General features: G+C 42.8%; 19 protein-coding genes and 2 tRNA genes. 10 read left to right on the top strand and 11 right to left on the bottom strand.

The features are described from left to right. Positions 1–16: 16 nt before the first annotated feature. On the bottom strand, positions 17–1,138 hold the full coding sequence (locus tag MHH56_RS13005; protein ID WP_339208674.1) for a glycerate kinase: 1,122 nt from the start codon (positions 1,136–1,138) through the stop codon (positions 17–19). Between the two features lie 93 nt (positions 1,139–1,231). Here MHH56_RS13005 and MHH56_RS13000 point away from each other — a divergent pair. Continuing rightward, positions 1,232–1,307, top strand: a tRNA-Thr gene (locus MHH56_RS13000). 8 nt (positions 1,308–1,315) lie between these two features. Beyond that, positions 1,316–1,392, top strand: a tRNA-Pro gene (locus MHH56_RS12995). 64 nt (positions 1,393–1,456) lie between these two features. Here the strand turns inward: MHH56_RS12995 and MHH56_RS12990 are convergent. The 6 genes from MHH56_RS12990 to MHH56_RS12965 all read right to left on the bottom strand — a co-directional run bounded on the left by MHH56_RS12990 (position 1,457) and on the right by MHH56_RS12965 (position 12,400). Further along, positions 1,457–2,842: a M48 family metallopeptidase gene (locus tag MHH56_RS12990; protein WP_339208673.1), complete on the bottom strand. Its 1,386-nt coding sequence runs from the start codon at positions 2,840–2,842 to the stop codon at positions 1,457–1,459. 133 nt (positions 2,843–2,975) lie between these two features. Continuing rightward, complete coding sequence (locus tag MHH56_RS12985) at positions 2,976–6,143, bottom strand: ATP-binding cassette domain-containing protein (RefSeq protein ID WP_339208671.1); 3,168 nt, start codon at positions 6,141–6,143, stop codon at positions 2,976–2,978. 236 nt (positions 6,144–6,379) lie between these two features. Beyond that, positions 6,380–6,796 (bottom strand): SRPBCC domain-containing protein, encoded by a 417-nt coding sequence (locus tag MHH56_RS12980; protein ID WP_339208670.1) that lies wholly within the window; start codon positions 6,794–6,796, stop codon positions 6,380–6,382. Then, positions 6,793–7,119 (bottom strand): metalloregulator ArsR/SmtB family transcription factor, encoded by a 327-nt coding sequence (locus tag MHH56_RS12975; RefSeq protein WP_076268106.1) that lies wholly within the window; start codon positions 7,117–7,119, stop codon positions 6,793–6,795. The genes MHH56_RS12980 and MHH56_RS12975 overlap by 4 nt, the downstream gene beginning before the upstream one ends. A 534-nt stretch (positions 7,120–7,653) precedes the next feature. Next, the gene (locus MHH56_RS12970) at positions 7,654–10,410 is read right to left on the bottom strand and encodes a sugar-binding domain-containing protein (RefSeq protein ID WP_339208667.1); all 2,757 of its coding nucleotides are present in this window, start codon (positions 10,408–10,410) and stop codon (positions 7,654–7,656) included. Between the two features lie 253 nt (positions 10,411–10,663). Then, positions 10,664–12,400 (bottom strand): hypothetical protein, encoded by a 1,737-nt coding sequence (locus tag MHH56_RS12965; RefSeq protein WP_339208666.1) that lies wholly within the window; start codon positions 12,398–12,400, stop codon positions 10,664–10,666. 158 nt (positions 12,401–12,558) lie between these two features. Between MHH56_RS12965 and MHH56_RS12960 the strand changes: the two genes are divergently transcribed. The 5 genes from MHH56_RS12960 to MHH56_RS12940 all read left to right on the top strand — a co-directional run bounded on the left by MHH56_RS12960 (position 12,559) and on the right by MHH56_RS12940 (position 18,180). Then, entirely contained in the window at positions 12,559–13,554 is a 996-nt protein-coding gene (locus MHH56_RS12960) for a sugar-binding protein (protein WP_339208664.1), read from the top strand. Next, positions 13,551–15,002: a histidine kinase gene (locus tag MHH56_RS12955; protein WP_339208663.1), complete on the top strand. Its 1,452-nt coding sequence runs from the start codon at positions 13,551–13,553 to the stop codon at positions 15,000–15,002. Before MHH56_RS12960 ends, MHH56_RS12955 begins: the two co-directional genes overlap by 4 nt. Further along, on the top strand, positions 14,977–16,311 hold the full coding sequence (locus MHH56_RS12950; RefSeq protein ID WP_339208661.1) for an AraC family transcriptional regulator: 1,335 nt from the start codon (positions 14,977–14,979) through the stop codon (positions 16,309–16,311). The genes MHH56_RS12955 and MHH56_RS12950 overlap by 26 nt, the downstream gene beginning before the upstream one ends. A gap of 233 nt (positions 16,312–16,544) precedes the next feature. Then, on the top strand, positions 16,545–17,918 hold the full coding sequence (locus MHH56_RS12945; RefSeq protein WP_339208660.1) for a sugar porter family MFS transporter: 1,374 nt from the start codon (positions 16,545–16,547) through the stop codon (positions 17,916–17,918). A 52-nt stretch (positions 17,919–17,970) separates the two neighbouring features. Next, positions 17,971–18,180 carry a YrzA family protein gene (locus MHH56_RS12940; RefSeq protein WP_139997791.1) on the top strand — a complete coding sequence of 70 codons (210 nt, stop codon included), beginning with the start codon at positions 17,971–17,973 and terminating at the stop codon, positions 18,178–18,180. Between the two features lie 226 nt (positions 18,181–18,406). Here the strand turns inward: MHH56_RS12940 and MHH56_RS12935 are convergent, their stop codons facing one another. Then, on the bottom strand, positions 18,407–19,858 hold the full coding sequence (locus MHH56_RS12935; RefSeq protein ID WP_339208659.1) for an amidase family protein: 1,452 nt from the start codon (positions 19,856–19,858) through the stop codon (positions 18,407–18,409). Between the two features lie 305 nt (positions 19,859–20,163). Here MHH56_RS12935 and MHH56_RS12930 point away from each other — a divergent pair, with 305 nt between their 5' ends. Both MHH56_RS12930 and MHH56_RS12925 read left to right on the top strand, forming a co-directional pair. Continuing rightward, on the top strand, positions 20,164–21,183 hold the full coding sequence (locus MHH56_RS12930; protein WP_339208657.1) for an alpha/beta hydrolase: 1,020 nt from the start codon (positions 20,164–20,166) through the stop codon (positions 21,181–21,183). 94 nt (positions 21,184–21,277) lie between these two features. Further along, positions 21,278–22,135 (top strand): SDR family oxidoreductase, encoded by an 858-nt coding sequence (locus MHH56_RS12925; protein ID WP_339208656.1) that lies wholly within the window; start codon positions 21,278–21,280, stop codon positions 22,133–22,135. A 148-nt stretch (positions 22,136–22,283) separates the two neighbouring features. Here MHH56_RS12925 and MHH56_RS12920 read toward each other — a convergent pair whose 3' ends face one another. From MHH56_RS12920 to MHH56_RS12910, 3 genes are all read right to left on the bottom strand, one after another. Further along, complete coding sequence (locus MHH56_RS12920) at positions 22,284–22,586, bottom strand: hypothetical protein (protein ID WP_339208654.1); 303 nt, start codon at positions 22,584–22,586, stop codon at positions 22,284–22,286. A gap of 169 nt (positions 22,587–22,755) precedes the next feature. Further along, complete coding sequence (locus MHH56_RS12915; protein ID WP_339208652.1) at positions 22,756–23,604, bottom strand: methyltransferase domain-containing protein; 849 nt, start codon at positions 23,602–23,604, stop codon at positions 22,756–22,758. A gap of 52 nt (positions 23,605–23,656) precedes the next feature. Then, positions 23,657–24,010 (bottom strand): VOC family protein, encoded by a 354-nt coding sequence (locus MHH56_RS12910; protein WP_339208651.1) that lies wholly within the window; start codon positions 24,008–24,010, stop codon positions 23,657–23,659. A gap of 197 nt (positions 24,011–24,207) precedes the next feature. Between MHH56_RS12910 and MHH56_RS12905 the strand changes: the two genes are divergently transcribed. After that, positions 24,208–24,669: a VOC family protein gene (locus MHH56_RS12905; RefSeq protein ID WP_339208650.1), complete on the top strand. Its 462-nt coding sequence runs from the start codon at positions 24,208–24,210 to the stop codon at positions 24,667–24,669. Positions 24,670–24,679 lie beyond the last annotated feature (10 nt).

Here is a 24,679-nt window from a genome sequence, read left to right as displayed (position 1 = left end):
TTTTTTTGTTATGTCTTTATAACAAGCTGAAAATATGAACGATACGATCAAGCAGCCACTCATCCGTGTGGTCTATCGCCTCTTCTACAGAACATGGACCCGGCACGAGCGAGAAGCCTGCACGAAGACCAAGTTCCGACGTGTATGCTGAACTCGCATCAATTGACCCGCAAACGGCGATAACAGGGATGCGCTGCCCCCGAGCGGCATCACATATCGCCTTGATCACCTTACCTGATCCCGTTTGGCTGTCTAATCTCCCTTCGCCTGTCAAAATCCAATCAGCGCCAACAATATGCTCCTCAAACCCAATTCTATCCATAACAAGTTTTGCTCCAGCGTGCATAGCGGCGTCAAAAAAAGCTAAAAGTGCTGCACCTGTTCCTCCTGCCGCTCCACTGCCTGGCAAATTCGCCACATCAATCCCTGTATGCTTGGATATACCTTCAGCAAAATGAGCTAATGCAAGGTCAAGCTGCTTGACTGCTTCAGACGATGCTCCCTTCTGAGGACCGTAAACCAAAGAAGCTCCATGCTCCCCGCACAATGGATTACGTACATCGCCAGCAATAATGAAGCTGCTTTCGCGAATGCTCGAATGGAAACCAGCATCATCAATCGATGCAAGCTTCGACAAATGAACGCCTCCAAGCGGCAGCTCAGCTCCATTTTCATCTAACAGCTTCATTCCGAGCGCCTGCAGCATGCCCGATCCGGCATCATTGGTCGCGCTGCCTCCTAAGCAAATAATAAATTGACGATAACCAGAACCGAGTGCATGCCGAATCAATTCACCGGTGCCAACTGTTGAAGCGATAAGCGGATTTTTCTCTTCATTCTTGAGCAAAGCAAGACCCGATGCTTCAGCAAGCTCAATAACCGCGGTTTGGCCATCCCCCATTACGCCATATCTTGCGTGAATGCTTCGGTTCAGCGGGTCGTGAACAGGAACTTCGATATAACTCCCGCCTGTAACTTGTACCAAAATCTCCATCGTTCCTTCACCGCCATCAGCCATTGGGAGCTGTACGATTTCAGCATGTGGATGTACTGTGCGAATGCCTGCTTCCATCGTGCTAGCAATATGAAATGCGCTTCTTGACCCCTTAAACGCATCCGGTGCAATAACGATTTTCATTCTTATCATCCTTTCAGAAAAAAATTAAAAAAACACTTGCAATTATTTCAGTTTATATGCGATAATACATCTTGTGTTTAGCGAATACATCTTGCCGTTGTAGCTCAACTGGTAGAGCAACTGACTTGTAATCAGTAGGTTGGGGGTTCAAGTCCTCTCGACGGCACCATCTTTTCCCGGGACGTAGCTCAGCTTGGTAGAGCACCTGGTTTGGGACCAGGGGGTCGCATGTTCAAATCGTGTCGTCCCGACCATCCTAAACATAATGAATTGAATATACATAAAAGAAAGAAGCTTGAGCAATCAAGCTTCTTTCTTTTATATTTGATCGCCTAAATTTTGCAACAGCTCAGCGAGCTCGTCAAACCCAGCATCCAGCGCATAATCCTCAGCTGTATATCCTGTTTCATCAACTTTCAACGGATCAGCCCCTGCTTTTAGCAAAAGTTCCGCTCCCTCTATATCACCATTTTTTGCTGCCGTCATTAGCGGTGTCCATCCGGTACTATCCTGTAAATTCGGATTAGCTCCTTCTTCCAGCAATAACGCTACCATCTCTATGCTTTCATTATACAACGCTATCGTTAATGCCGTTTCTTCATAACTTTGCTCAATCACATTCAATTGCGCTCCCGCATCTATCAATGAAGAAGCGATTGCTGTTTCATTTAGCTGGGCTGCCCACATTAGCGCTGTCCACCCTTCATCGTCTGCTGCATTCGGATTTCCTCCAGCATCAAGCAGAGATTTAACAAGCTCCAAATCAGCCTCTGAAGCTGCACCAAGCATTTGATCATCGGTTGGTGGCCCATCAAGAGAAGACATAAAGGTATCAATCGATTTCGAGAAGGTCACTCCGATCGTAACAGAACCCCCGAGAACAAGAATAACAGCTAAAACGATGATAAGTGCTATTCGCGAAGAAGATGTCTTAAAAATGATATTCGATGAGATGCCTGCATATTGCTGAATCGCGTAGATACGCTTCGGCAGGGGAGGGTGAGTCGATAGCTTCTCAGCCAGCCATACAAATAAACCTTTCTCATAGCTGCTTTGCAGCAGATATTCCTCACGGTCTACCCGTTTGTAGAGCGTTTTGCCGATAGCTAATATCGTCAAACCATTCATTGCGGCTTCAGCATCATTGGTGTAATAAGCAGCCATACGGTCGCATGTATATTCGCAAGCCCGCGAGTATGCTTCGCCAAGAAATGGAAGCCATAACGCTGGCAATATGAGCAGCTGCTTCGACAAATGATTTCGTTTGATGTGGGCGAGCTCGTGTGAAATGACAAAAGTGAGCTCTTTTTCCCCACCCGCCTGAATCATTTCGAACAAATCGGAATAAAGCACCACCATATTGCGGCCAAAAAAGCGCGAGGCAAACGCGTTTAATATCCCGCTTGACTCCATGACATAGAGATCCGGTACAACAGTAAAGCCCATCCGCTCGCACTGTGCCTGGGCAATTGCGAACACTTCCGGGAATTGTCTCGGTGTGATCCGAACGCCATTGGTTCGAATGCTTGCCATCATAATCGCTTGAGCGAATAAGGGCAAGAGAATAAGAATCGGTAGGATGAAAATGAAAATAATAGAAATAAACAGACATAAATAAATGAAAACACTAAAGATAAGCGCAAGAACGAAGTAACGATTCTCTTTCTTATGTATGAGCGACGTTTCTAAATCAATTGCATTCAATAAATGGCATCCCCTTCTAAAATAATACCCACATTATACACGATTTCCCAAAGTTATTATACAACCTTCAGCATAACAAAAAAACTCATCTGCAATTTAGGATTGCAAATGAGTTTCTTTCAGTGTATGACATCTAGCTTTGCTCAAGGAATTGGTAAACAGCCATCATTTCTTGTTTATTCAACTCACGAATGCGATTGAAAATAGGAATATCAGCTACAGCCTCGATATTTGAGCTGTCTTTAACAACATCACTTACTTTGCCGGTCAGCCATGTTTGCACGTCTATGCCTTCAACGATTTCCTTAAGCCCTTCATCGTTGATGCCACTTGCATAACAGCTAACACATGGTACCGATAATTTAAACACGCCATCATGGAGCCCATCTTCCGAAATTACTCTTTTCCCTTTGCAGAATGGGCATGGCTGGCTGGCTTTAATTTTGTTTATTAAGGTAACAATTTTTTTGTAACCAAACGCTTCATAAACATAGGTCAGTTTTTTGTATTTACCATTGGTGAAATACTTATCAATGATCGTTTCTCTCGTTTCGGTGATATTGGCAAAATCACAGACAGTGATCCGATTATTAATACTGATGGATTCGATACTGTTGCTAATACGGCCCCAGAAAGGCAGTACATTTTGCAAAACCATTTCGTAGTGGGAAAAGCTCGCTACCTCTAGTTCAAGCATTTTCAGCGCAGCTTGCGTCTCCCTAGGCAATAGAGAAACCTCTTCCGTCAAAACCATATCGCCCCCAACAATTGCTTTCATTTTGTCTAGAACCTGTAGATTTCCAACGGTTTTAATGACTTGATCAAGAGGCTGCTGAATAATGTCACGAATATCCGTCTCGCCAAACTTCAGCTTTTTATGATGCTTTAGCACCGTTCCTTGACAGATTGGGCAAGTAATCAATTTTTTGGATTCTTTTATACGCTCTTTAATCTCCGATTTCGATACCACCATATACATCCCAATGATGTGATTAAAGCCTTCCCATGTCCTTGATGCCTTGCCTACTTTATCATAGAATGACTTTTCCCAATATCCGTACAAAAAAGTATGCTTTTCTGCGTCTGTCATCTCTGCATAACTTTTGCTTATATCCTGGCCGAGCTCATTTTTAATCTCTTCAAAAATAAATTTTATTTTTGGGAATTGATAAAACTTCAAAATATCCATCACATCTGGATGCAATAAGCCATCCCAGAATGGCGCGGCTTTGTCCTGAATAACAATATCAAAATCAAATTTTTCAATTACACGGCGGCCCGAGCAGCATGGGCAATGATTAGCTTGATTATAGAAATCGAAGCTATTCGTATCTTTATTGGTTGGATGTGCCGCCACAATATGGTTGATTAAGCCGCCAATTTCGTAGAGAAACGTATATTGGCTGTACAAGTGGCGTTCCAAATCAATGGCGATGACGGGTGCAATGGTATCCGATTCATATTCGCCATAAATGAGACGAGCCATTGATGATAAACTTTTTAAGATGCCGCCTTTATAAACATTTTCCGCATTTTTAAAATAGGCAATCTGGTTTTCTTTTAAATAATTAACGCCATTTTTTTGATCAAGTGTTGAAGGAATATGGAAAGGAGCAGCTTTATCTTCATTGTTTTGTTCCCAGTAATAATCATCATGACTGACCACATCAAGATGCTCCACGGGTGCAAGCTGTCTTTTGCCAAAATCAACGATAAAATCAGAGCTTTCCAGCATATACGAATTATGTTCAATCATGATCATGGAGACGGATTCATCCTGAAGAATGACCCTCACACTATCAATGAATTGATTCAAAATGTTTTGTGACAACCCTTTTGAAGGCTCGTCAAAAATAAATAGCGTATTCGGGTTTCTGGAGCCCGCAAACAACTCAGAAACTAAATGAACACATTGAAATTCACCCGTTGATAAGGATTGTGTTTTTCTCTCCAACGTCAAATAACCAAGTCCTAGCTTGATCAATAAGCTCAAGCGTTTATGAGCGATGTCTTCATTTGGCAGCTCAACAATAATATCTTCAATCGAGCGCTGAAAAATATCATCAATATCATCACTATATTTTGTAAGCTTCTTTTTAATATCTAGAAATGTGGCAACGGTTGACCGACTAGTGATCGATTGGTTTCGATCTTGCCCAACCATAACCAGCTTATCTTTCGGATAGCGCTTCACAAAATCTTTGGACATGCACTCATTAACTAGTGTGGATTTGCCACAGCCTGACTCGCCTGTAAAAGTGACAAGTCTATTTTTAGGAATCTGAATTTCATTGATTTGAATATTCCGGCAGTGAAGATCAAGAAATTGATAATATTCTGTTGGTGCTGCCTCGTTTCGTTCCCCGTGGATTGGCTTTGGACGTGGTGATTCTTCCACTATTTTTCCGCCGTATTTACCGCTTCCAGGGCCAAAAAACAAATGCTTATCCGCTGTGTCCAGCACCGTGTCAGAATGGTCAATGAGCCAAATTTGATTTTTAACTCCCAATTGTTTAATCTCAGCTAAAATCTTTAATAACGTCTGATGATCAAGACCTACGGAAATTTCGTCGATGATAATAACCGTATTCTCACTTGTTGCCATAAATTCAGCTAAGTAGAGCCGAGTTACTTCTCCGCCTGACAATGTTCCCATAATCCGATTTAACGTTAAGTAACCAATATTCATATTGATTATATTTTTTAAAATGTTTTGTTTACCTTCACTAATCTTTAGAACTTCTGCTAGTGAATATATTGTTTCCACACTGAAGTCGTTGATGTCCGATATACTCTGTGCTTGTTCAAGTAACTCAAATTTATATTGTTCAACTTCTTGATTGTAACGTTTCCCCATACATTTTTTACATTCGATATTTTTAGTTGTTCCGCGGCCTTTACAGTCTGGACACCAGCCTAATTCATTATTAAATGAAAAAACTTCTGGAGAAAGATTATACTTTTCAGCAAGAGCAACTCGAATTTCAGTAAACACGCCAGTATGCGTACCAATAGTTGAACGAGGATTTGAAGAAATGGATGATCGACCTAGAAAAAGGACAAGCGGCATTTCCTCCATCTTAATGGCACTGAAATTGGTTTCCATAATATTAGGAAATAGATACTGATACTCCGCCTTTGGCAATAAGGAAACAAGACGTTTCTTCGATTCTTCACCAATGGTTTGAGAAAAAGTTGTTTTTCCAGATCCAGATAAACCAGCTATGCCTAACGATTTATCTACTGGCAGTACTTCATCTAATTTGTTAATATTGTTCGCAATTAATTGCTTTATTTTCATTGTGATCTCCTCTCCAATCTCTAAAAATTTGTCTCTTTATATGATAAAAGCAAGCTTCTACTGCCAACCTGCTATGTTTGCTCATTTAAAATGATTTCAAAAGGCATCTTATCAAAAAGAAAGAGCACAATTCTTACTGCGGAATTGCGCCCTATTTTTAAAAAATAATTTATTTGTATTGATGAATTAAGTTTTGTGCTGAATAACTGGTATCATGAAAGTTGAAAAAATCATATTTACAGTTCGGCTAACACTTTTCCAAGCTGATTGCCCTTGTAAGTCCAAGCAGATTTTGCTCCCTCAATTGCTCCCGGACGGGCTTTTGTTTCTTCACTAAATCCAGTTTGATCGAGGTGCAGATGAACTGTTCCATCTGAACCTTCTTTCAAAGTCCATGTAATTGTCGTATTTTCTCCAGCACTTATCCAAGTGTAAGATAAGGTATGCGGCTCGTCCACTACAAGCACTTCGCAATCTACAATGCCGTTCCACCATTCGGAAGGCTCCGTTTTGAACTGAAATTTATGTCCAACGACCGGTTCAAAATCATTATTCCAAATCCATTTCGCAAGCGTATCCGAATCCGTTAAAGCATTCCACACTTGGTCGATTGAACTAGTAAATTGATAATCTAATGATACATCTGGTTTCATTTTTTTTCCTCCAATATAAGTTTTAATTTATCTATTCTTTCATTCCAGAATCCTTCGTAAAATGATACCCAATCTTTTATTTCTTTCAACGGATTAGCATTCAACCGATATCTCGTTTCTCTGCCAACCTTTTGAGCAATGACAAGATCAGCATCTTTCAGGATTGCCAAATGCTTGGAAACCGCTGTCCGACCCATTTGAAAATGAACCGTTATCTCATGTAGGGGCAAGTCTTCAACTTCTGCCAACAATTGAATTAGTTTTCGCCTTGTTGGATCGGCAACAGCGTCATAAACATCCCTCATCTGACCTTTATCGTTCAAAACCACCCCCACCTTTTCATTATTATTTACTGTGATGTTGCCAATTAAACGACATTACAGCTTATTATGACACCTTTTGGAGTCATATTGATTATAGGACACCAAAAGGTGTCGTGTCAAGCTTCTTGCTCATCCACTATGTGGCTTTTAAATCTTACTTTGTTAGTTTAACAGAGTACCCTGCTTACATAAAAAAGACTCTTCAGCCGCGTAGCTAAAGAGTCTCTCCTTCTATCTCTTCTTATCTAAAGTTTAGTTTATCATTACAACTAATGATCCGATTCATCCCATTTTTTCGAATAGGCTTTTTTTGTAACCCAAAGTGTCAGCCATGTGAGCAATACAACGATAATACCCGAAAAAATCCAAACACCTGCAGGAACGTTCATCTATATGTACCCCCTCTTTGTCTACTCCCTCTATTTTACAAGATCCCATTCGATTATTTTCAACAGATCCGTTAACAAATTCGTAACTTTTCTAATCATAAATCATCAAGGACGGAGTAGCAAATAACGGATTACACTTCATGAATTAACCTCTATGGTGAACGATAATATCGATCGGATAACGACCAGCATTGCGTCCGTATAGCGTCAAACCGCCTTGTTCAGCTTCGAACTGAAGCTTAAAGCTGCGGTTTTGGTTCAGCTTAGCAGTCAGCGCACTAGGCAAAATGACCTTGCAGAGATAGCCGTATGAGCCTGCATCCTCCAGCTTGTTAGAAACCGCTTGATAGTGCCAAGACAGAACGCCACGGCTATCCGCTGGATCATCTGTCAACACAATAGTATCAACCAGCTGTCCATCAATGAGAACATTTAGCTTAGCTTCATGGCGATCCGAATCCGTCATAAAATAAGAATTTATGTTGTACTCTGGATCAGACAGCGCACCATGCATAAAGGAAATGTCCAGCTTTTTCTGAATGCTTTCCTCAAGATCACGTTTTAGCAGACGCTTAGAGCCCGCTTCAAAAAACAGTTCAATATCATAAATCATCGTTTGCTCCGAAATGGATGGCAGCTGTACATCATAAGTAAATTGTCCTGCAATTCCGCCATTCACTTTCTGATTCTGCAACGAATTCCAGCTATGCGGCCACTCGCTATCGGTGAAGCTTGCAACCGGCACGCTTATCGTTTGACCGTCAACCTCGTATTTTCCATTCGTTTGACCGCTACGAACGTCGAATGTAACGAAGTTGCGTGTAATCGTTTTGCCATCGGAAGACAAGAGACGTACTGCAATTACCGCAACCGCATCCTGCTGAGGCATTTTCAAGAAAAGCGGCTGCAATGCACTCACGCCAAATCCGTTCCAGTCAATGATTTCGTGTCCTGATTGTGCGACAGTACGTACACCAAAATGATCATACGACAGCTCCCACGCCAGCTGAAGCGCTTGACCATGATAACGATCCGAGAAGCTGGAACGCAAAAGCTCCAATGTAACCTGTGCCCCTGTATCCAGCGTTTGACAAGGAGGTGCATCAATAACGATAAAATCTGGCGAGTGCAAATCTGCGATCGTCATGCCGGGAACGAACCACTCGTAGCCAAAATGCTTGTCGGTGCCGTCCAAACGGTAATAACCGTTAAACTCATTTACAACATCTCGGAATTCTGTAAATACGAAACCGCACATTTTATCATGACGGCGGAATTCATTCATCATATAGCGGTAATGCCAGGCTAAGTCACTATCTCCTGCTCCGCCTTCGATCCCCCACACATTGCCGCATTCGCTATTCATTAATGGTGCATCTGATTGTACATTGCCCGCAGTATAGTTAAAGGTAGAACCTACGAACGTTTTATCAACGACCTCTGTTACATGGTTTCGTAGCTCATTGTAGCCATTAATGTAGAAATGCCAAGTGTTAATATCAGACTCCACATGATCATAGTTACATGGTGAGTTATCTTCAACTATACGGGTTGGATCAACCTGTTTGGCCCAACGATAGATGGAACGAACCCACTCCTGCGTTTGCGGCAAATAATTTTGCGGATGTGATGCATCTGTTGTAAGCGAAGCGGATTCACTTTCCGTTTTCAAGCCCCATGTCTCATTAAACATAACCCAAGAGAAAATTGACGGGTGATTGTAGTCACGATCAATAATTTCACGCGCTTCACTCTCGTAAGCAAGCCGTGCCTGCTCATCCGGGTCCCCCCAGAAGCATGGCATATCCTCCATTACGAGAATTCCAAGTTTGTCAGCCCAGTAAAGCTTGCGCGGCTCTTCCGGCTTAATGTGAATCCGAACAAAGTTCAAGCCTAAACGTTTCAAAAGGAAAATTTCATCATGCATTTCTTGATCGGACGGGTACGTGAAAAATCCGGTTGGATGGAAGGATTGATCCAACGTTCCATTCAAATAAACAGGTTTGCCATTCAACATAATCCAGCGATAATTCCGATCGCCTACAAGTGCAGTTGAAATTTCACGAATACCGAAATAAGTGCTTATAACATCCGACTGGCCATTGCTGGACAGGGAAACTTCGCCTTCATATAAGAAAGGAGATTCTGGACTCCATAGCTTAGGATCTGCCACTACAAATGAAGTGCTGATCGTATTGGCTCCTTCTGTCAGCTCTGCTTCGAATTGATGTGATACAGCACCTTCTGCAAACAAGAAGGAAAGCTGAGCATGACCTGCGCGGCTTGCTGTCACTCTAGTCGTAACTTGTATAGTACCGTCCATTTTTGTATTAAACTTCGAATCCTGTACATAGTTTTGAGGACGAGCCTCCAGCCATACGGGCTGCCAAATGCCGCGAATTTCCCCATAACCTTGCTTGCCACGGCCTTGGAATGAATGATCAAAATCTTCAACACGAACCGTAATCGAGTTTGTGCTGTCGATTGACCATACGTCTGTTACATCAAATTCGAAATGGCCATATCCGCCTTCATGCGAACCAATGGAGATCCCATTTACCCATACGTCGGACTTAAAATCGACCGCGCCAAAGCGAAGGATTACTCGGGCATCAGCTAGCTCTGGTGCCCAATCTACTTCCTTATCGTACCAAGCGATGCCTTTATCATTGCTTCCGATTCCCGACAACGGGCTTGACCAGGAGAAAGGAACAGTGATTTCCGACTTTAAGGATTGCCCCTTCGATTTATGCCAATCTGCACCGATGCCGCGATTCTCATGATCAAATTCAAAGGACCATGCTCCATTCAAATTCAACCATTCCGAGCGCTGCCAATCTGGCCGAGGATACTCAGCTCGAGGGATGTTCACTTGTGATGCATGTACCGTATTTAAAGACATTATTAATCACACTGCCTCTCTTTGATATTTTGATGACGTTCATAAGATTAATTAAAAAGTTAATAATAAACCGAAATAACAACCATTTCGTAACAAGAATACGTCTTCATTAACTTGTTTGTCAACTATTACTTTGAAAACCCGTGATAAACCTATTATATAGTTAACTATTAAGTTACTCTAATATATAGTGAATCCTCATTGAAATCAAAAAAGGAAGCTGGCCTTAGCCAAGCTCCCTCCAAATATAATGCTAAAGCTTTCTGATCTGACCGATAAATATCTCGGAAGTCAGCCATCTCCGGAATATAAGAAATAACATAACTGACGGCAGGCTTGTCAATGCTCCAAGCTGCAGCATTAATGCACTGTCCATTTCTCCTCCTGAGCTTGCTAACTGTACTAATTTCATTATCGGTGTTTGCAGCTCCATATTAGAAATATAAATTAACGCTGGTAAGTATGAGTTCCATAATACGACGAAATGGAGCACGCCAAGCGCAAGCAGTGGCTTCCATATTTTTGGGATAAACAGAGTGAAAAACGTATGCAGTTCCCCTTTTCCCGATAGCTCGGCCTCAGTCTTTAAGTCGGCGTGTCTACTGTTGAAAATACTTTTGAGAACAAAAACCGCCGCTAAATTAAAAAAGCCGAATATCATTTGCGGAATAATCGTATTGACCATTTCTAGGCTCCGAACGAATAGGTACTCATTAATCATCCCGCTTCCCATCGAAATGACGATAAGCAGAAACAACTTATACCAGCTGCGCCCTGGCAAATGTTTGACAGTCAGCGGATAAGCCAGTGTGACAGTCATCAATAAAAATATAATTACAGCAACAAAGTTAACGACTGAATAAGAAAAAACGTTCCAGAACGATATGAAGCTCCACACCGATTGCCTTGCTTCTCCGGTTCCAGTAAACGGATAGATGAACAGCATATACAGTAAAAAAATGACAACGATTGAATATAAGCAAGCTGTCACAATCCCAATTATGCTACGTCCAATATTTGTTGTTTTAATGTCAGCTGCACCTGTGTGAATACTGAATAATTGCTTTAAAAACAGTCTTTTTACAATGAAATAAGCGATGATCGTAAAGAGCAGTTGAACCGCATACTGAAAAATGCCCGCAGCAGCGGAAGGACTTACGTTCATCATCAAAAAACCTAGTTGAAAAATATAAGCGTCGAGCGTCTCTCCTGTCTTCGATACCAAGGGATTCAGCAAGCTTCTAATGAGCTCATAGTCCGTGGACATGATGGCAGACAGCTGCAGCACCATAAAAGCGGCTACCGCTTTCAGTGCTGGAATCACATTCATTACAAGGTAGCTATTCCCGATGCCTGCAAGCCCCGTTTCTTGACGGTTCAATGAAGCATGCTTCGAGGCTATAGCTGCAAGCGCGATGATGATCGGAATACCGCATGTTTTTAACACTTCAACGAATACAATGATCGGTCGAAATAATGTCTCATCACCCAAAATCAGCGTCCCCGAGGTTAGAAAGGGAGATGTGCTTATCGACAGTATATAAATGAAAATATACACAAAAACAATAGAAGGAATGAAAAAAGGAATAAGAAATAAAGACGAGAACAGCCCTCTCAACCACTTGTAACTAATATTGCTCAGAGCAAGCGCCAGAAGGAATGCGATACAACCGCTAGCCAGTGTATAACCCGTTTTGATAACAAATGTATTTACAATTACCCTTTGGAAGTTCTCATCGTTAAACAATTGGGCAAAATGATTAAAGCCTACCCACGAACTCTCAAATAGGCCAACAAAAACTTTGTAGTCGACAAACGATAAAATTATACCGTTAGCAAATGGAAGCAGCTTAAAAATCAATATGAGCATAAGAGCGGGAATGACGATCAAGTAATGCAGCTTGTACTTCCATATTCTCTGAGGCAGACTGTCTGGATCATGTAGTTGGTTATGTAGATTGCTTTGGGCATTAGGCGGTTGATGCTCCATAATAAACCCCTTTCTTTTTCCGTAATTTTACTAAATTATAATGATTTAGTTGTATGTTGTATAGCTTCAATATCGCTCATTTTCGCTGCAGCTTTTGATTATTCGCCTGTTCTTGTATAATAATCCGATATAAATGGACGCAGTAAGGGAGTTGTATAATGTCTAATCGTAAATGGAACATAGGCATTGCCATTCTGTTTATTGTATTTTCCAGCCTTCTGCTAAGCTTCTTTCTCTCCACGCTTCGGATAAAGGATCTGCTGCAGCCCATTCTCTCAACCGAGGTAAGCGAGAAACCTCCTTATCACATTGTCCTCATCTCCCAAGAAATCGATAATCCATATTGGCGATCAATTGAACGAGGTGCAAAAGATGCAGCGGTTGAATTTGGGATGGTGCTTGAATATACAGGTCCGTTTCGCATTAATCCCGCGGAGCAAATGAAGCTGCTGGAGAAAGCTATTGCAGCCAAAGCTGATGCGCTGCTCGTACAGGGGCTTAACGACCCGCAGTATATCGGATTAATTAATAAAGCGATTAGCTATGGCATTCCTGTCTTAACGATTGATACAGATGCTCCGAACAGCCGCAGGCTCTCTTATGTCGGCACAAACAATTTCGATGCAGGCAAAGTTATGGGTGAATTGGTTGCCGAAGCGGCTGGAAACCATGGGCAAATCGCCGCTTTAATCGGAAACGAGCAAGCCCCCAATCAGCAGCTGCGGCTTGCTGGATTTCGAGAGGTTATTTCACGTTACCCCGAGCTGAATCTTGTCGAGGTGCGCTCCTCAAACATTTCACGCCTCCAAGCATCAGGTGAAACAGAGGAACTGCTTCAGCACTATCCACAGCTGAATGTAATGGTCGGATTAAGCGCACTCGATGCGATCGGCATCGCAGAGGCAACTGAACGCATTCGGCCAAAAGGCCTGCAAATTTTTGCATTTGACGCGCTCGATGAAACTCTGGAGCTTATTCTCAGTGGAATCATCCATTCAACCATTGTCCAGCAGCCTTACGACATGGGCAATGAAGCCGTATCGCAGTTGAACGATTACCTCCATGGCAAGGAGCTTCCTGTGCAGCATTTTACGAAAATATCGGTACAAAGCCAGAAGCCCTTCGTTCAAGAAAATGGAGAAACTAGCCCATGACCATTCGGACTAAGCTGCTCATTTTCATCCCATTACTCGTTCTCCTTATTAATTTGGTTACGTTCTTTTTATTTCAAAGTGGAAAGATGGTTCAGCAAAGCTATAATCAAATGATCGATCGTATCCTTTTGTACAACCAGTCCTCCAAGATTGTAGATAACAACTTAAGTACGCTGTATAGCTATTTACTTAATCCAGACGACAGCAATAAAGAGCGATACGATCATAGTCGAGTGGAACTTCAGGATCTGCGCTTGCTGCTCCAAGAAAAGTCGAATGTTTCCATATCTTCCTCCACTATTACTAGCTACGTTCATCTGTTAGATACTTTTTTGGAGCAGCAGCAAGACGCTTTCACTGCAGCTTCTGCCGAAAGATCGAAGGTGTCGCTCACTCAATACGAGAATGCGGAAAGGACAGCAAGCTTCATACAAGAGGACAGCCAGCAGCTGGTTGAATTGGAGTTAAACATTTATGAACCTGTATATGAGCAGATTCAAGCAGAAAATAAACGCATGTATTTGCTCGGTGCCGCCGTCTTCATAACGAACACCCTGCTGAGCATTTTACTTGCCATTTGGATTTCACGCAGCATTACTGGACCTGTAAGCAGTCTTGTCTCACGTGCGAAGCAGATCTCCAAGGGACATCTAAAGCAAAGCTCAAACGAGCTGCAAGCCAAGGATGAGCTTGGCGTATTATCAGGCGCATTCGAGCAAATGTCGAGCGACCTCCTCGAATTGATGGAGCGGGATAAAGAAAGCCTGGAGAAGGATCGACTCGTTAAGGAATTAGAGCTGCAAGCGCTGCAAAGCCAAATTAATCCGCATTTTCTCTTTAATACGCTCAATGTATTATCCAAGCTAGCGCTCATTGAAGGAGCCGAGAAAACAAGTGATCTCATTATTTCGATGTCCAATTTACTGAGATATAACTTGCGCAATCTGGAGCATGCGGTCACGCTCAGAGATGAGGTAGCACATGTAGAGGAGTACTTCACCATTCAACAAGCACGCTTTCGCGAACGCATTCAGCTGGTGAAGGATATCGACCCATCTGCATTGTCATATCACATCCCTGCGCTCACACTTCAACCCATCGTAGAAAACGCCTTTGTTCATGGCATTGAACGTATGGAGAATGGAGCGAAGATCCGCCTTGAAATAAAGCATGATCAACATCATGTACGTATCTCTATTTCCGACAATGGCAGCGGTATGACTGAAGAAATTCGAGATTCGATGCTCCGAATGGAAGCTGGCGCATTCACCGAACAATCAACAGGCCTTGGCACAAAAAATGTGTTTAAGCGCCTCCAACTATTTTATGGTCTACATGGATTAGTCGATATTGAAAGCGAACGGGGTAAAGGAACGACAGTCACAATCCGAATACCTGTTAGAGAGGACGGTGAAAACATACATGTACCGACTGTTAATCGCGGATGATGAAGCACTTGAGCGGGAAGGCTTGGAATTGATTATTGAACGAATGCTTCCGAATACCTTTCAAATAATCCATGCCGAGAATGGACGTGTCGCGATAGAAAAAGCAGAGGAATATCGCCCCCATATCATACTTATGGATGTCAATATGCCCGGCATTCAAGGTTTAGAAGCGATCCGCGAAATCAAGCATACCTTGCCGGATGCCAAATTCGTCATGGTGACCGCTTATGATTATTTTGCTTATGCCAAAGAAGCCCTTTCTCTCGGAGTGAAGGAATATTTAGTCAAGCCTGCCAAACGCGAGCAAATCGTACATACGCTTCAGCAGCTCATACAGGAACTCGAGCTGGAGAAGAGGAAACGCTCGGATGAACTAGAGCTGCGGCATAAAGTTTCTCAATTAATGCCTTTAGCAGAAAATGAACTCGCTATGATGTTTATGGTCGATCATGTTACAAATACCGATATCGAGCAATTATCAGAATGGCTCAGCTTTCCACTAGAACAAGGCTGTGTGATCGTGATCGCATTTCCCGAGCATGTCAAAGCTAATCCCAAGCAAAAAGTTTACGATACGATTAGAAGCTTTATCAAATCATCTTTAACGAATAGTATTGTAAGCTCCTTAATTGATCGCCATATGGCTATCTTCATCAATCATGATAAATCTGTTGTGGACGCAGATTGGAAGGCAGCCGGAACCGCTTTAGGTGAAGAACTATGCACGATCGCAGCACGTCAGCTAGAGGTTGACATCTTAGTCGGAATCGGAAAAACGCGCTCGGGTGTTGAGGGTTTGCGCAAATCCTATTTTGAGGCTGTATTTGCCTCCAATTATTATGAGCAATGCGGCAAGATATGCCACTTTGATGAATTGATACATGGTGCAGTCCCTTCACTGAATCGTAATAACAAGCAGCATGAACATGTGGAAGCTATACCTGAAGCGTATGTTATCTCAGCAATGCAGCGTATTCGAGAGCAGCGGGAGCAGCAAACCCAATCCGTGCTTGACCGTGCACAACGTTTTATTCAGGACAACTATACAAAGGACCTCTCACTCGAAGAAGTAGCCGAATCCGTTCATCTAAACCCACACTATTTCAGTAAAATATTTAAGCAGCAAGTAGGCACAACCTTTATCGAATATGTCACTGCCCTTCGTATCGAAAAGGCGAAAGCGTTAATGGCAACTGGAAAACTAAGTTTAAAGGAAGTTTGCTTCGAGGTCGGTTATAATGATCCAAACTATTTTAGCCGTGTCTTTAAAAAAGTGACCGGTGTCCCCCCCTCCGACTACCGGGGATAAAAAATGAGCAAAAAAGTAAAGTCCATGCTGCAACGACATGGACTTTTTTGTGCTGGGATGACAACAAAATGCTAGTTCTCTTTATTCGTTTCCCTATGCTTGCAATGTCTAAAATAAATGCGGGAACAACACTCATTAATGCAGGTTTTTACGAGCGGATTCGCTCTTTTTGCATGCTATAATAAAGTTCGTTTTCACGCAGGAAAGGTTTTTGACAGAGAGGAGAAACGGAAATGGAAATGCCGATTACTAACAAAAATGAACAAGTAAGCATGAAATTTGTGACGCTTGTTTCCATTGTTTCCGCTCTTGGCGGATTATTATTCGGATTCGATACAGCAGTCGTATCAGGTGCTGTCGGTTTTATGGAGGATCGATTCGACTTATCTAAGCTACAAGTGGGATGGGCTGTATCGAGCTTAATTATTGGCTGTATTGTCGGCGCGGCTATGTCTGGTATTTTGGGAGACCGCTTCGGACGTAAAAAGGTTCTTATTGCTGCCGCGACTCTATTTATTATCAGCTCGATTGGCTCAGCTGTTCCGGATACTTTTTCCGCGTTTATTGTGGCTCGGATTATTGGTGGAATCGGAATCGGAATTACCTCTACGTTATGCCCGCTTTACAATGCCGAAATTGCACCTGCAAAATATCGCGGCAGACTTGTTGCACTTAACCAACTCGCCATCGTTACAGGCATCTTTCTTACTTATTTCGTAAACCTATGGATTTCCGGCTCAGGTGACGAAGCATGGGGCATCGCCTCCGCTTGGCGCTGGATGTTCGGAGTTGGCGCTATACCTGGTTTGTTATTTTTGATTTTGCTATTTTTTGTGCCCGAGAGCCCAAGATGGCTGATCAAACAAAGGCGCGCAGCGGCAGCTCTTCCGATCTTATTGCGTATTCACGGCGAAGAGCTCGCCAAAAAAGAAGTGATCGATATTAAGCATTCTTTCGAGCAAGAGAGCGGTTCGATTCGGCAGCTATTCTCTCCAGGGCTTCGAATTGCTTTAATTGTAGGAGTTGGACTTGCTGTGCTCCAACAGGTGACAGGCATCAACGCCGTCATGTATTATGCCCCAGAAATTTTCAAAGCAACTGGCGCAGGAACAAACGCTTCATTGATCCAAACGATTTTGGTCGGCTTTATCAACTTATTGTTCACCCTCGTTGCTCTATGGCTCATTGATAAAGTAGGACGCAAAGCGCTTCTGCTCGTTGGTTCGGCTTCTATGACAATTTGTTTGATTGTTATAGGCATCGCTTTTCAAACGGGACATGCAGCAGGTCCACTCGTGCTTATCTTCATTTTATTGTATGTGGCTTCATTTGCTATTTCGCTTGGACCGGTCGTATGGGTCATCATGTCTGAGATCTTTCCTAACCGTATTCGCGGAAAAGCGACGGCTATTGCTGCAATGGCGCTCTGGGCAGCGGATTATCTCGTTTCACAGTCGTTCCCGCCTATGCTTAGCTCCGCAGGACCTGCCGCTACATTCTGGATTTATGGTGGCATGGCCTTGCTCGCCTTCTTGTTTACATGGCGTGTTGTACCGGAAACCAAAGGAAAATCACTTGAAGAAATTGAAGCTTTGTGGGCGAAGTAATATCTCTGTATAATGGGTTTAGGTTATAAATCTATTTATAGGAGATAAACAAATGGACTTTCGTTTAGATTTAATTGAAAATAAGATCGAATTTTTTGAAGCCTATGACTTGAAGACGCTAGAGCGCAAGATTGATCAGCAAATTGAAAATAATAAAGGCTTGCTGCTGGAAGTGTTCCACGTCAGCCATCATGCTGTTTTTAATCCTAAAATCGAAAAGATGCTTTATAGTGCGGTTGTTCACTTTAAAGCGAAGAAATAGCGCTTTAAAGGCATACAAATCCTCCCGACTCCAACAGTCGAGAGGATTTTTTAAAAATATAGGAAAGCATATCATTTTCTCATTCTTATCTTATATTTCACCGTCAAAGCTACACAGCGTCTAAAGGAAGCCGAAGGCGTTTTTGCTTGTTACGCGCTTAAAAAGCTCTGAGTCAAATCTCCGTCAAACGTATAATAGTCGAGATGCGGCATCTCGTCCTATCCCATTAAATAAAGCTCTTTAATGAAGGCGGACGCCTCACCATGCTGTGCTGCTCGTATGCATAAGCGAGTTTAATGAGCATCGGCTCCTCGAAAGCTCTCGCAGCGAATGTCACACCAAACGGCACTCCTTTTGAAGTATAGCCAGCTGGGACGACAATCGATGGATAACCTGCACGCGATGTAATCCTTGCTCCAAAGTCAGCAGGAAAAAGCAGCGCGTCAAGCTGATGCTCCTTCATCGTCGCATCTATTCCCTCTTCCTTGCATAAACGGAGATCTGCAATCCGATCTCGAAGATATGGAAGCTCCGTCTGCGTACCTGAAGTCGTCGTTTCTGCTAGCAGCAGAGTAGACTGTCCATACTTCAAGGTTTCAACCGGATGCTCGTTATTAAAAGCAATAATGTCCTTGAGCGAGCGAATTTTGCCGTTTGGAGGCAGCTTGGACAAATAAGCGTTTATCGAGGATTTGAATTCATTCAGCACTACCGATGAATAAACGATTTGCCTAGCAGTTCTTACATCAGCCGGGTCAATGATGACAGCGCCTTGTTTTCTCATCACCTCTACTGCGTCGTTAAATATGGCTAGCTGCTCGTCCGTTAATTCCTCAAAAAAATAATCTCTAGGAATGCCAATTCGTGCACCCCCAAGACCTTTCGGATCAAGGAAAACACGATAATCCTTATGTTTTTTAAAGTACCCCGCACCCATTGCAGCATCCCTGTCATCATGCTCCGTTATAGCGTTTAATACGAGCACTGCATCCGTTACGGTTCTTGCCATTGGTCCCGCAGTATCCTGTGAGTTCGAGAGTGGCAATATGCCTGATCGGCTCACCAGTCCAACAGTCGGCTTAATGCCAACGGTTGAGCTTAAATTGCCTGGATTTAAGATCGATCCTGAGGTTTCCGTGCCAATCGAAGCCATACAAAAATTACAAGCCACCGCGACGCCTGAACCAGCGCTTGATCCCCCAGTCGGCGTTGATATGTTGTAAGGATTAAGAACTTGGCCGCCCCGCGAGCTATAGCCAGACGGCATTCCATCTGTCATAAAGTTAGCAAACTCCGTCATATTCACTTTCCCTAATATAATGCCCCCCGCTTCGCGCAGCCTTTTTACAATAAAAGCATCTTCTCCCGCATAGGAATTGGCAAGCGCAAGCGAGCCAGCGCTCGTATGCATGTTATCCCCTGTATTAATATTATCCTTGAGCATGATGGGGATGCCGTGAAGCGGACCTCTTGGGCCTTGGACAGCTCGTTCGCTGTCTAATGCAGAAGCTATAAATAAAGCATCGGTGTTAAGCTCAAGCACCGAATTTATCGTGAGTCCATCTTTATCATGCGCTGCAATTCGGTCAAAATAAAATAGTACAAGCTCGCGAGATGTGATCTCGCCAGATTCCAAAGCGGCTTGAATGGACGAAATGGTTGCCTCTACGATTTCCATGCCTCTTATACCCCTCATAAACCCGAATATGTACGATATGAGCCTAGTATATACTATTTTTTGGTAATGAACATCATTGATAAAGGTAAGCTAATGAGCTTAGACTAGAAATATTGCAGACAAGGAATGATTTTCATTAGAAAAGAAACAATAATAACGATTGATTCCATAAAGAAGCTGGCAATACCTTTATAATCTCCACAATCAAACCATCACTTCAACAATCCGCTCCCTTTTAGCAGCTTTCTTCAGTATGATAGAGACATAGCACAAATTCACACATAACCGCCTACTTGGAGGAATGAATGACTATGACGATGCTGATGAGCAGAATTGTACTTGGAATAGGAGGTTTGGCGGTCCTTTTTATCGGTTTACTTACCGTGATTAGTTATTATTTCTATTACGTGGCAATCAAACGAAACTCCAAAGCATTTTTAAGCAATAATCAGGATTTAGCGCAAATTCACGGAGAAAAGGAAATGGATGATCAAGCTGCCATTGCATTAGCAGATGAATCTGGTCCAACACCGGTAGAGGCTATAGGGGTAGAATGGATAGAAAAACAAGCTTATGAAATTTGGCATCTTACTTCAAGTGACGGTCTCTCCTTGGTTGGCTATTACCTTGAAGCCAAAACTTTGACGTCCAAAACCGTCATTCTTGCACACGGCTATTCCTCGCAAGGGAAAGATATGGGCAGCTTCGCTAAATTTTATTATGACAAGCTTGGGTATAACGTGCTCATGCCTGATGATCGAGGTCATGGCGATAGTGAAGGCGATTACATCGGCTTCGGCTGGCCAGATCGGAAGGATTATCTCCTTTGGATAGACGAGGTCGTACAGAAACTTGGTGAATCGGTGCAAATCGTGCTGCACGGCATTTCAATGGGTGGAGCGACTGTGATGATGGTAAGCGGTGAAAATGTTCCAAAACAAGTCAAGGTCATTGTGGAGGACTGCGGCTATACGTCAGTTACCGATCAGCTCTCTTATCAACTAAAGCGGATGTACAAGCTGCCTGCTTTTCCGATTTTGCCTGCAACTAGCTTATTAACCCGCCTTAAAGCAGGTTATAGCTTCGAGGAGGCATCTGCAATCAAGCAGCTGGATAAAAATAAGCTGCCCATGTTCTTTATTCATGGTTCCGCCGATACTTTTGTACCTACAGAAATGGTGTGGAGGCTTTATGAAGCTTGTAAAGCTGACAAAGATATTTATATCGCCGAGGGTGCTGGTCACGGCATGTCCTATGGTACGGATACAACAGCCTATGAACAAAAAGTGGCGGCATTTCTCAGTCGATATGTTATGAATGGATAGTGTCTAAATGATTCTTTATTTTGCACATAACCTATACCACTCCCTGATATGAATAAACAGACAGAATCATTCTGATTCAGAGGAGAGTGTGCATTTGGGACCATTTACAAACGATTTATTGCAAGGAAAGGTCGTTCTAATAACGGGAGGAGCGACCGGACTTGGACGCGCCATGGGTGAGAAATTTGTTGCGTTAGGTGCTAAACTCGCAATTGCCAGCCGCCGTGAGGCGGTATTGAAGCAAGCGGCTGAAGAAATGAGCTTGCCCACCAGCACCGTTTACTACAAAAGCTGTGACGTTCGTGATCCATCACAAGTTCATGAGCTGATTGAAGCCGTCGAGAACCATTTTGGACATATCGATATCCTCGTCAACAACGCTGCTGGAAATTTCATCAGTCCTACCGAGAGGCTCTCTCCAAGAGCAGTAGATACAATCTTACATATTGTTTTACATGGCACCTTTTATACGACTCTGGAAGTGGGCAAGCGGTGGATTGAACAAGGAAGAGGCGGTACGATGTTGAACATCGTCACCACCTATGCTTCTACCGGCTCGGGATATGTTGTACCTTCCGCTGCTGCAAAAGCTGGCGTTCTTGCGCTTACAAGATCGCTCGCCGTTGAATGGGCACCTTACGGTATTCGCCAAGTTGCGATTGCACCAGGTCCCTTTCCGACAGAAGGCGCTTGGTCTCGCCTCTCTCCCACTCCTGAGCTTGAAGAGAAGATGATTAGCCGCATCCCCTTAAAACGTGTTGGCAATAAAGAAGAACTAGCTAATTTGGCCGCCTATTTAGTTTCGGATTTCGCACATTATTTGAACGGTGAAGTTGTAACGATTGATGGCGGCGAGTGGCTGCAAGGTGCAGGGCAATTCAACAGCTTAGCAGAGGTGTCCGATAAGCAATGGGATGAGCTGGCTGAAATGACGCGCAAGGGTAAAGGTTGAGTCGATCAGCCGCTTCCTATGAATCTTTGAAAACAAAAGCAGCTCATTTCTCTAAGAGTCATGAGCTGCCATCTTGTTCAAGCATAGTCTCTACACAACTATAGCTTCATTTGCGTCAATTAAACTTCGTTGCCTGGAGCTGTGTCACCTAAAGGATAGCCGCCTGTGCGGTTTCCTCCGGTACGATTTCCACCAGTACGGTTGCCTCCGGTACGATTTCCACCAGTACGGTTGCCTCCAGTACGGTTTCCACCAGTACGGTTGCCTCCCGTGCGATTACCGCCTGTACGGTTGCCGCCTGTGCGATTGCCTCCTGTTCGGTTACCTCCAGTACGATTTCCGCCTGTGCGGTTGCCACCTGTACGATTTCCTCCCGTACGATTTCCACCGGTACGGTTACCGCCTGTACGGTTTCCTTCGCTACGATTGCCTGTTGAGCTGTTTTTTGCATTTTTCTTTTCTTTTGGCATATTTGTAATACCTCCTCTAGAAGATACTTACAACATATGAACCAACTCTATCTTTTGTAACCAGACATTTGATTGTTTTATAGATTTGGACTTTTATCTATATTCAAGCTAGCGTTACAAACGTATAAATATTCATTTCTAGCATTTACATTATCGTGCAACCAATGCAAAAGTCGACATTGGTTTTGTATGATCTTGCTTCACCGCTTCTAGAAGTAAACCAATCTCCGAGTTAATGAGCGTTTTTAGCTTGCTTGGTATTTTGGTAAGAGCTTTCAGCTCATGTGGATAATCTTCTAATGTCATATTAATTTCCCATTTGCCATCCTGCAACTCCGAGGAATATATCGATATTTCATCAGTTATCTCCCAGCCAGCGTTCTCTATAATATTTCGAATATCACTTTGAGAAAACAGCGTGCGTATATTAGACGAGCTGTTTTCCTTAAAACATTCACATTGTGCTTGGATTAAAGCCGCTAAGAAATGAGGAGTTTGCTCCGGATATTGAACTCTTAAATCCCATTCAGCAAAACAAAGCTGTTTCCCCCATTTCTTCACTTTTTCCATAATGCTCGTTAAATGTTCAAACGATTCTAAATACCATGAGCAATGAGACAATACAATAAAATCGAAGGATTGATCAGGATAATTTATCTTATCGGATAAAATATCAACTTCAAAGCTCATTTCTAGTTGATTTCCTAATTCAGATTTTTTCAAGTACTCATAAGCTTCACCTAATGTGATTGGACTTCCATAATTAGCAGATGCGATATCAATCCCTTGAACAAGACCGCTTTCTCCAGTCAAAAAGGCAAGAACTGCTGTTGTATCCCCTTGACCGCAGCCTATTTCCAGCACTCTGCTGCCTTTTGTTATGCCCCAGAATTGTGCTAATTTCAGTCGATGCTCCGTCTGTATTTTTTGTATCGAAGTATCCTCACCTGAAACAGCCATACAGTTCACAATGGTTTGAATCGTTTCGTCGCTGTCCATAAATCCCCTTTCCAACCGCTGCATTCTCATTTCTATTATTCATTCTACCATTTTAAATGGCTTCTTTAATTTCTATTCTATTTCCTTCAGGGTCGATAATAACTCCAATGGTTCCCCAACTGGGTGTGTATACTTTGACTTCAATACCGCGATCTCTTATTTCTTTTATAGTTACATCAAAATCAGTCACATCTAACCTTAATACAGTTGGATTTTGAGCTCTTGTTTTTTCAGCGGCCGAGGACACTCCATGATCCTCAACCATGAGATAGCTTTTTCCGAAATCAAAAATAGTCAAATCCTCTTTCTGTTCTCTAACAGGAAGTCCTAACTTAGTCTTATAGAAGTCTAATGTTTCCTTATAATTTTCCATAAAAATGATGATTCCAGCTTCGTGTATGTTCATCTGTACCTCCCATAATGGTAAATTTTAAACTTATTATAAGTATATGTATATAAAATAGCAATAGAAGTCTTACGGATGATTATCGTAACACCAGATTACAGGGCAATTTTTAAACCAACTTGCAGGAAAACTTTGGTGAATAATCGAATAAAGTCAGGCATGCTTAGAAAAATTTCTGATGACAAAGGAGAAATAAAATGAGCGAGCAAGCTGCAAAGACTCTGACAGGTCAAAAAGCAAAATTCGGTCAAACCATTCAAGTTCGGTTGGTCTCAGACTTAAAGAAATCGCAGGAATACTACCGTGACGTTCTCGGTTGCCATGTAGATAACTGGGGACATGCGGAACGAGACGGAATGACCGTGATTCTACAACAGGCGGTTTCCCCAGAAGATGTACGACCTAATGCACGCTCACAAAAACGTCCAGACTACCCAACGGAATGGGAAGGCCCTGACTATGGTTGGGACACATTTATTCACGTTAGTTGGGAGGACTTGGACTCCATTATCGAGGAAGTGCGTAGGCTTGGCGGACATATTGCGGTCGAACCGTTTACTGATGCTCACGGCAATCACGAATTTAAAAACGCTTATATCAAAGACCCAGATGGATATCACATCGTATTGGGCGCTATGCGTGAAAATTCCCGTTCGTAGTATAAATACA

Source organism: Paenibacillus sp. FSL K6-3182, from assembly GCF_037976325.1.
Taxonomy (GTDB): Bacteria; Bacillota; Bacilli; order Paenibacillales; family Paenibacillaceae; genus Pristimantibacillus.
This window is presented reverse-complemented; position numbering and strand designations above follow the sequence as displayed.

Bases quoted from the DNA above. Each gene is read 5' to 3' on its own strand.
- MHH56_RS13005 (WP_339208674.1), bottom strand. From the start codon at position 1,138: ATGAAAATCGTTATTGCACCGGATGCGTTTAAGGGGTCAAGAAGCGCA.
- MHH56_RS12985 (WP_339208671.1), bottom strand. From the start codon at position 6,143: ATGAAAATAAAGCAATTAATTGCGAACAATATTAACAAATTAGATGAA.
- MHH56_RS12980 (WP_339208670.1), bottom strand. From the start codon at position 6,796: ATGAAACCAGATGTATCATTAGATTATCAATTTACTAGTTCAATCGAC.
- MHH56_RS12970 (WP_339208667.1), bottom strand. From the start codon at position 10,410: ATGTCTTTAAATACGGTACATGCATCACAAGTGAACATCCCTCGAGCT.
- MHH56_RS12965 (WP_339208666.1), bottom strand. From the start codon at position 12,400: ATGGAGCATCAACCGCCTAATGCCCAAAGCAATCTACATAACCAACTA.
- MHH56_RS12960 (WP_339208664.1), top strand. From the start codon at position 12,559: ATGTCTAATCGTAAATGGAACATAGGCATTGCCATTCTGTTTATTGTA.
- MHH56_RS12955 (WP_339208663.1), top strand. From the start codon at position 13,551: ATGACCATTCGGACTAAGCTGCTCATTTTCATCCCATTACTCGTTCTC.
- MHH56_RS12950 (WP_339208661.1), top strand. From the start codon at position 14,977: ATGTACCGACTGTTAATCGCGGATGATGAAGCACTTGAGCGGGAAGGC.
- MHH56_RS12945 (WP_339208660.1), top strand. From the start codon at position 16,545: ATGGAAATGCCGATTACTAACAAAAATGAACAAGTAAGCATGAAATTT.
- MHH56_RS12940 (WP_139997791.1), top strand. From the start codon at position 17,971: ATGGACTTTCGTTTAGATTTAATTGAAAATAAGATCGAATTTTTTGAA.
- MHH56_RS12935 (WP_339208659.1), bottom strand. From the start codon at position 19,858: ATGGAAATCGTAGAGGCAACCATTTCGTCCATTCAAGCCGCTTTGGAA.
- MHH56_RS12930 (WP_339208657.1), top strand. From the start codon at position 20,164: ATGACTATGACGATGCTGATGAGCAGAATTGTACTTGGAATAGGAGGT.
- MHH56_RS12920 (WP_339208654.1), bottom strand. From the start codon at position 22,586: ATGCAAAAAACAGCTCAACAGGCAATCGTAGCGAAGGAAACCGTACAG.
- MHH56_RS12915 (WP_339208652.1), bottom strand. From the start codon at position 23,604: ATGGACAGCGACGAAACGATTCAAACCATTGTGAACTGTATGGCTGTT.
- MHH56_RS12910 (WP_339208651.1), bottom strand. From the start codon at position 24,010: ATGAACATACACGAAGCTGGAATCATCATTTTTATGGAAAATTATAAG.
- MHH56_RS12905 (WP_339208650.1), top strand. From the start codon at position 24,208: ATGAGCGAGCAAGCTGCAAAGACTCTGACAGGTCAAAAAGCAAAATTC.